Here is an 8,391-nt window from a genome sequence, read left to right as displayed (position 1 = left end):
GCCGATGGTAGTGTGGGGTCTCCCCATGCGAGAGTAGGGCACTGCCAGACAATTATTTGCCAGAGAAGCCATCCTTCACCGGATGGCTTTTTTGCATTTGAAGTATAGAAAATTATAGAGCATAAATTTATTTTATAGACTGATACAAACTATAACCAGTTATAGCACCTGCTATATCATAAGCAATATCATGCCAACTCCAGCCAGTCCCAGATGGACGGCTATCATAAAATTCTTTGGTTGCCCCAAGTACAATTGATAAAAATACACCAAATTGTGCACTTTCACGATGTTTCCAATTTTGACGATCCCCATAAGCATTTCCAGCGGCGGCCACAACCGCAGAAAATAAGAAATGTTGAGCTTTATCTTTACCGACCCAATTATCGTTAGCTTGGCGAATATTAGAGCAAGAGGTATTCAATAGAAGAGAGAATATTATTAATATATTATTGAATGGGGTGATAACGATTTTTTTCATTGTAATTTATGCCATGATTTATATTTTGTTAAATCTTATCCATTTGATAAATAAGATACAAAAAATCCCCTCTGCAATTGCGAGAGAGGATCAAAAATTTGATAATTATTTATTTTACAGTATTCGGCTGATCAATCTATCAACCCTAATACGACGCAAACGGCGTATCAGCTTTCGAACTTTAACAGGGTAAAGTTGGATATTTTCTAATTCCTGATAATTGTTAATGATTTTCGTATGCGTACGAATGCATTCTAACTCCATAGAACGTTGGGGTTGCATTTCTTGATGAGGATCGTGAATAAGAATTGCATTTTCCAAATCCAACCCCCATGCACGAGGATTGAGATTACTACCGGTGATCAATTGCCATTTATTATCAATCCAAATCCCTTTTAAGTGGTAAGAATTGTCTTGATCTTTCCATAACCTAACGGTTAGCTGCTGGCTATCGATAAATTTTTGTAATCGACTGATAAAACGACGCAGGTTAATTTCATATAGATAAGGCAATGCCCCGATAATCCTAAATGGTTCTTCCGGCGGAATATAAAAATCATTGGCTGTTTTGTCTCCAATGATGATCTCAACTTGTTTTCCTTGGCGAAGCAAGCGTGATATCGCTCGTGCTAACACAGCAGGTAAGTTGAAGTACGGTGTGCAAATAACCAACTTATTTTCAGTACAAGCCATCAAATGACAGATTGTTTTATTCAGCAGGTTTTTCTTCCCTAATCCAACTAGCGGAGTAACAGCTAACTCTTCGTTTGATGCTTGATTTTCAAAGTGATATTCAGCATTGCGCAATGAAACACGAAATCGCCGGATTAAATTTTTAATTTCAAGATTACGGGGACGGTTATGACTTGCTAAATTTTTTACAGCATCAGATGTAAGAATACTTTCATCTATAAATTTTTTCATGGTAGCTGCAAGCTTTGCATTATGCAGCAAATGATAACGGTCATAACGATATTTTTCATGGCGGTGCAGATAGACATCATTAATGCTGGCTCCGCTATAAATTACCGTATCATCAAAGATGAAGCCTTTTAAATGTAAAATACCCAATGCTTCACGTGTGTTTACCGGAACACCCGAAATATGAATCTTAACATCAGGGTAGCTTTCCGCCATAGAGCAATACCAGTCTGCGTTTGTTGCCGCTGCTTTTACACCAATACGACCACGTTGAGCACGATGCCAATCAACTAAAATTTTGATATCTAATTCAGGACGTTTTTGCTTGGCGATATATAATGCAGTCAGAACATCTCGCCCGGCATCATCGTTTTCTAAATACAATGCCGCGATATAAATATGCTTTTGAGCGTTTGCAATGTGTTCCAGTAAGGTGCTGAGGAACACTTTGGATTGATAAAGTGTCTCTATATCAGCAACTGACTGCGGGAGTTTAGGCAGTTGTGCAAGGTGTTGTTGGTGTTTTGCTTGTTTAAATTTAGACAACATCACAGTGCGTTTTTTCTCTTAGTTCAGATGGAGTAGGTTCCATCATAAGGTGTATGAATCAAAATGATCCGGAATCATACCATTAGTTTGGCATCTTGTGAGCATCAATTAACTTTCCAGTGCTGATTGCTTTAAGTCTGTGCGATCTATAACGAAGATAGGATCTCTCGTTATCTCCAGTACTAAATTATGTTTATACCTTATACTAAAACTTTAATACTAAATTAACGATGCCATCTTCTAACTGAATATCAACAGTGAATCCGAGTTTCTTTGCCAGTTGGATCATATTACGATTTTCCGGCATGGTGATAGCCGTTAGTGTTTTAATACCATGTTCTCTTGTGTAATGAATCAGCTTTGTCATCAGCTGATAGCCTAACGTAATCCCCTTTAGATCTGATCGCACTAATATCGCAAATTCTGCTTCGATATTATCCGGATCGGCCATAGCACGGGCGACGCCAATAATTTCGGGCGTCGTTGTCGGATGACGGATCGCAACAAATGCCATTTCTCTGTCGTAATCAATTTGGGTCATATTGGCAAGATCATCATGGGTAAACTCACTAATTTCGCTGAAATAGCGGTAATAAAGGTCTTCTTTTGTTACCTGACTGATGAATGATTTCAACAAAGGCTCATCTTCCGGCAAAATCGGACGTAGAAGACATTTAAGATCGTCTTTTATATAGATAGTTTCTTCCAGTTCATTGGGATAAGGCCGAATAGCAAGCCGATCGTGAGGGTCTCCTATTACTGGTGTTAACTCCATAACTACATCCAGTAAGGTGAATTCATTACCTGATGCAAGCAGTGGATGAATATTCATGCGAACAATCTGGGGGCAATCGATCAGGAGATTAGATACTCTGACCAACAACTGGCTGAGTGCAGGGATATCCAATGGTAACAGTGAACCACCGGATTTTATTTTGCCGCTTTTAATTGCCTGAATAACGAGATAACGGGCCAATGCCATATTGAGGGGAGGAAGAGCGACAGCGGTTTGTGTTTCACGGGTCCAATCGATTCCTCCTTCTCCGAGCATGATTAAAGGGCCAAATATTTCATCTTGCTCGATAGAAATCCTCAATTCTTGTGCGCCTGCCCGGTTAGCCATACTCTGCACGAGCAAGCCATGAATTTTGGCTTGCGGGAAATTTTGTTTTACGCGTTCGATAATCGCTTGCGCTGCCGTTTTGACTTCATCGGCATTACGTAAATAAAGCATTACGCCCTGAACTTCGGATTTATGTGGAATATCAGGAGAGCGAAGTTTCAATGCCACCGGATAGCCAATCTTTTCTGCAATATTGACTGCATCATCACTGGTATGGGCAATCCAAGTTGGTAAGGTATTTAAACCGTAGGCTTCGAGTATCGGTTGCACTTCATGGGTATCCAGTTGGATATTTCCGTGATCAAGAGATTGCTGAATACATTCATGGGCACGGGCAGCATTGGAAGTCATGCCGATTGGCAGAGAGGGTGTTTCTTTGAGTTGCTTTTGGTTTCGCTGATACTCTACCATGTGCATAAATGCGGTAATTGCACCTTCTGGCGTGCGGTATGTCGGAATACCGGCTTCACTAAATAAACGTCTGGCCTCTAATGAAGAATATTCTCCACACCAATTAGTAAAGATAGTTATCCATTTTCCGCGAGGATGCTCCTTAATAGCCCGGATAACCCGGACTGCTGTAGTTTGGCTGTGGGATATGGCGCAAGGAGAATGAATAAGCAGTAATGCATCATAGTCATGGTTATCTAACAGCAAATTGAGCGCTGCAATATATTGATCGGTTGAAGAATCATCACCGATATCTAAAGGATTACGTAGAAGAAGTGTTTCAGGGAGTATACCAGACAGTTTATTAGTCGTTTCCTCTTCCAGAACAGCGAGCTTGCCAGTTCTTCTGAGCAGCTCATCCAGTGCCATTGCCGCAGGTGCTGCGCCATTACTGACGATTAACAAGCGCTCTCCCCGCAGAGGGCGCATAAAGCTTAATGTTTCTACGGCAGAAAACATTTCATGCGTATCTTGTACACGCAGTAGTCCTGCTCGTTGAATTGCAGCATCATAGGCAGAATCAAAATTCTGTTGTTCTCCAAGCAATTGTTGTGCTTTACGGGTACGGCTACTTTTCACCACCAGAATCGGCTTATTGCGTGAGGCGCTTCGGGAAGCAGAGAGAAAACGTCGGGCATCGCTGATATGTTCTAAATGTAACAAAATAGCACTGGTCTTACTGTCTCTTGCTAAAAAATCGAGTAGATCATCAATATCAATATCAACACTATCCCCCAAAGCAATAAAATATGAAAAACCAATATTGCGATGATTTGCCCAGTCCAGAATTGTGTTTGATATTGCGGCTGACTGTGAAATAAAAGCCAGTTTACCCTTTAGGATAGGAATGGGGGAAAAACTGGCATTCAACCCTATCCAAGGTGCCAGAATACCAAGGCTATTAGGTCCCAGAATGCGAATATGATGTTTATGACCGTACTGTTGCAGTTCATCAAATTGTGATGGTGGTGAGGATAGAATAATAACGGTTTTACATCCGTGCTGAGCCAGTTGTCCCAGCAAAGAAAGATTGCGACTGTGATGAGTGCAGAGGACAGCGAGGTCGGGAATTAATGGTAACCCATTGATGGAAGGATATGCCAGAACACCCAGAACAGAACGTCTGTTTGGTGTGACAGGAAGAATAGGCCCTGTAAACCCGCCCATCAGTAAATTTCGCATTAACATCGAACTGGCTTTTTCTGGTTTTTCAGAAGCACCAATAACGGCGATAGATTTAGGGTGTAATAACGCTTCAAGTCCGCGTTGGCTCATATCTAAAGGCTCCTTATCAGTTATCACATCAATAAACAATCGCGTTAATCAAACAATTATTATGAATAATGTTAGCCACCATCAGTCACTTCAGTGGAAATTGTCAAGAGTTGCTGCGATTGATTACTCAGGAGAATCAGGACTATTGGATTTTCCAGCCAGATATTTGGCTGAGCAGTGATTGTGATGCATCCAGATCTCCTGCCAATTCTAGTGCGGCAGCCGCGACTTCGGCAGTACAATGTTGCTCTTTTCTTGACGGCACTCGCAGTAAATAATCCATTTTGGCAAGATTATTAATAGATAACAGAAGAATGCCATCCAATATAATAAACAATGGTGGTTTCTGATTATCAGAAAGCTGCTGATACACCGTGCGGGAAGGCGTAGCGTAACTATCCGGCAAGGCGACGTTGGCGAAGCTGATAAACCGCGTTGTTATTTCTCATTTAAGAACTCAAACAGGTTCGTGGATAAAGTCAGCAAAAAATTAACGGGTATTTTAATTGATTGTCGTTGCCAGAGGTAGCATCAGGCGCGAACATCGGGTAATCTTCGCGCCATAACGCAGTTGGAGAAATAAATGAACGATTCCTATAGTGGTAAAAACGGTAAAGTCAAAGTGATGTATGTCCGCAACGAGGACAGCAACGATAGTCGTAGAGACAATGACCGTGATAGAAATAATGACCGTGATAGAAATAATGGTCGTGGTAGAAACAACGACCGCCGCAGAAACAGTGACAGCCATAAAGACGATAAGCACCCATTTGGTAAAGGGCGTGATCAGGGTGACCGTCGTCGTGATAGTGATCGCCCGGCGCGTTCAGGTGATCGTTCTCCCTGGAGAATAGTCTCCCGTCCTGAGGAAGAATCTCTTAAACCAGATCACGGTGGTATCAGCGGTAAAAGTTATATCGATCCTGAACAACTGCGTCGCCAGCGTTTGGAAGAAACCCGTATTTATGGGGAAAATGCTTGTCTGGCTATGTTCCAAAACCGCCCTGATGCGATTGTTCGGGCCTGGTTTGTTCAATCAGTTACCCCGCGTTTTCGCAATGCTTTAAAATGGATGGCGACAAATCGTAAAGCTTACCATGTGGTTGATGATGAAGAACTAGCCAAGGCATCAGGTACAGAACATCATGGTGGCGTATGCTTCTTGATCAAGAAACGCAATGGCTTGGATGCAGAAACCTATTTGCAGCAAGCTCCAGCAAAAGATTGTGTATTGGCATTGGAAAATGTAGGCAACCCACATAATGTTGGGGCAATTATGCGTAGTTGTGCGCATTTTGGCGTACAGGGTGTAATTTTGCAGGATACAGCAATGCTGGAATCTGGTGCAGCGGTTCGTACTGCTGAAGGGGGCGCAGAGCATATCAAAGGCATTGATGCTGATGGTTTCACGGATACGCTGAATAAATTCCGTAATGAAGGTTACTCCATTGTGACCACATCTAGCCATAAGGGTAGTGCTACACTGGCACAAGCTACATTGCCAGAAAAAATGGTCTTGGTATTGGGGCAGGAAAGTGACGGATTAAGCGACAGTACTTGGGAAGATGGTGATATTCGTCTTTCCATTGGTGGTACCGGTCGGGTAGAAAGTCTGAATGTTTCTGTTGCAACAGGTATTATGCTGGCAGAATGGTGGCGTCAGAATAAGGCTTAATTTATATAATTAATGGTTCTCAAGTTGCCCTAAAGAGTCGGGATTTCAAAAGGGGCAAAAATGTCTCCAGTAGTGTGTTGTCACACTACTGGAAAACGAACGATGTGGATTTGAATATTATCTGAAGATAATAGTTAGCCATATGAATTATCAGATGATATTGGCTAACGGAAAATCTTTTTTTAGATCATCTTGCCATAGCGTGTTTCATTGATTCAAAACTGTTCGGGGCAGAGAGAATCACTTACTCAAACAATCCCCAATGCTATCTAATCGATTCAATATCTTACGCATCAATTTCTCTAACTGTTTTTTCTCCTCTTGATCAAGCGCAGACCAAAGTTTAATCAGGCAATCATGTTGAGGCGGAAGCAAACCGTTCAAGAAACTTGAACCTTTTTCTGTCAGATGAAGATGGAGACAACGGCGATCGTTATGGCTCTCCTTTCTTTCTATCCAGCCCTGCTTTTCTAATTCATCAGCAATACGAGTTGCATTTGTACGGGAGGAACCCAATGCAGCGCTAAGTTCTGATGGCTGAATGCTACGACTTTCTTTGGTATCCAGAATCATCAGAGCCATAAACAAGGTTTCATTGATTCCTTGCGATTTCAGCATGTTATTGCGATTTTCCAGAATTTTACTCTGGACATGCATCGATAAGCGAGTGAGCAATATCTCTTGATAGGGAAAACTTTTTTGCTGTGCTACACGGCAATTAAGTAACTCTTCTGTGGGAGTGAATGAACTTTCCATTGTTTAGATACCTTATTAGTTTCAACCGGTAAAGTAACTTCTGTTAAAAACCATACAAATACTATATTAAAAGTTAAATTTAGCAATTGTAGTTATTTATTATCATCATATTTCTTTTGATATTGATACCTAATTCATAAATACCTTGAATATTATTCCAAAAACAATAGCACCAGATAGTGTGGAAACGATGATGCTTCGGGTTTTATAAAAGAAAAAACAGATAGCCAAGCATCCGATTAGCGTTGGGAAAAATTTATGGTGCTCTTTCATTACATCAGGAATGCTTAAAATGATGAGTAATGAACAAATTGATGCGATGTCAATGCTGTTGAGTATGACTCCCATTTTTCACTCCAGCTGCGCTAGTCTTTAATCAGTTTCATCGTCGCTGCGGCAAATCCCTCATCAGTCAGGCCAAAAGCCCAAATCATGGTTTTCTTTTCCGATAATGTTTGCTTAATGCGATAACGCAACGCAGGGCCATACAAGATATGGCGAATATCCATTGCCATCACGGTCAAGGCAGAAGCCCACAATGACATTCCTGCGCTAAGCAAGGCGGTAATAACAAACTGGCTGGCTCCCGCATAAATAATGCATGAGAAAAATCTGGCTTCTAAGGGAGTAAAGCCCAGTTTGCCTGTGCTGAGACCAAATGCAAAAGAGATAGGAATATAGCCAATGGCGATAGGGAAACTGTCAAAAATACCTTCTTTAAATGAAGAGGCCTTATATGGTAGAGAGGACTCAGGTATTGATGTATCAGATATGAGTATATCGGGCACTGATCTATCTGGTGTTTGCATAGGATATTTTGGTTTTTTGTTAACAGGTAAAACAACCTTAACAAAATATGATGAAAGTGAAAATATGAAATGTCAAAATTATTTAATTAATATTATTTAGAACAACAGGTTTAGTGGATTGTGAAGGGATTTGACAGGAAGTTATGAAATTTTATTAATATCTTTATATATACCCAATGGATTTCAAGTTGCATTGCGACGGCAAGAGAGCAAATCCCCGGGAGCATAGATAACTATAGCAGAATCATAATACTATGTCATAATACCTAAATCCCAATGACAAGGTAGAATTGAGATGGGTTACAGTCTAGATTTTCGAAGAAGAGTACTGGCATACAAAGACAAGCATGCA

The 8,391-nt window shown here is 41.0% G+C and carries 7 protein-coding genes and 1 pseudogene; 1 reads left to right on the top strand and 7 read right to left on the bottom strand.

What is annotated here, in order from left to right; genetic code table 11:
* Window positions 1-127 precede the first annotated feature (127 nt).
* The 4 genes from BM329_RS13605 to BM329_RS13590 form a co-directional block, all read right to left on the bottom strand.
* Window positions 128-481, bottom strand: a complete 354-nt coding sequence (locus BM329_RS13605; RefSeq protein WP_092554221.1) for a YfiM family lipoprotein — start codon at window positions 479-481, stop codon at window positions 128-130.
* A gap of 114 nt (window positions 482-595) precedes the next feature.
* Window positions 596-1,954, bottom strand: coding sequence for a CDP-diacylglycerol--serine O-phosphatidyltransferase (pssA, locus tag BM329_RS13600; protein WP_092554218.1), 1,359 nt, complete (start codon window positions 1,952-1,954; stop codon window positions 596-598).
* A 202-nt stretch (window positions 1,955-2,156) separates the two neighbouring features.
* Window positions 2,157-4,799 (bottom strand): bifunctional acetate--CoA ligase family protein/GNAT family N-acetyltransferase, encoded by a 2,643-nt coding sequence (locus BM329_RS13595; RefSeq protein ID WP_092554215.1) that lies wholly within the window; start codon window positions 4,797-4,799, stop codon window positions 2,157-2,159.
* A gap of 142 nt (window positions 4,800-4,941) precedes the next feature.
* A complete protein-coding gene (locus BM329_RS13590) occupies window positions 4,942-5,205 on the bottom strand; it encodes a hypothetical protein (RefSeq protein WP_177216277.1) in 264 nt (87 codons plus the stop codon).
* 177 nt (window positions 5,206-5,382) lie between these two features.
* On the opposite strand from BM329_RS13590, the gene BM329_RS13585 reads away from it, so the two are divergent.
* Window positions 5,383-6,474 carry a tRNA/rRNA methyltransferase gene (locus BM329_RS13585; protein WP_092554212.1) on the top strand — a complete coding sequence of 364 codons (1,092 nt, stop codon included), beginning with the start codon at window positions 5,383-5,385 and terminating at the stop codon, window positions 6,472-6,474.
* Window positions 6,475-6,714: 240 nt separating this feature from the next.
* Here BM329_RS13585 and mprA read toward each other — a convergent pair whose 3' ends face one another.
* The 3 genes and pseudogenes from mprA to BM329_RS13570 all read right to left on the bottom strand — a co-directional run.
* Window positions 6,715-7,230 (bottom strand): transcriptional repressor MprA, encoded by a 516-nt coding sequence (gene mprA / locus BM329_RS13580; protein ID WP_092554209.1) that lies wholly within the window; start codon window positions 7,228-7,230, stop codon window positions 6,715-6,717.
* Window positions 7,231-7,359: 129 nt separating this feature from the next.
* Window positions 7,360-7,503 (bottom strand): AzlD domain-containing protein, encoded by a 144-nt coding sequence (locus BM329_RS13575; RefSeq protein WP_245759094.1) that lies wholly within the window; start codon window positions 7,501-7,503, stop codon window positions 7,360-7,362.
* Window positions 7,504-7,598: 95 nt separating this feature from the next.
* Window positions 7,599-8,039, bottom strand: a pseudogene (locus BM329_RS13570) (AzlC family ABC transporter permease); the annotation flags it as partial.
* Window positions 8,040-8,391: the final 352 nt, after the last annotated feature.

The organism is Xenorhabdus koppenhoeferi (genome assembly GCF_900116635.1).
Taxonomy (GTDB): Bacteria; Pseudomonadota; Gammaproteobacteria; order Enterobacterales; family Enterobacteriaceae; genus Xenorhabdus; species Xenorhabdus koppenhoeferi.
This window is presented reverse-complemented; position numbering and strand designations above follow the sequence as displayed.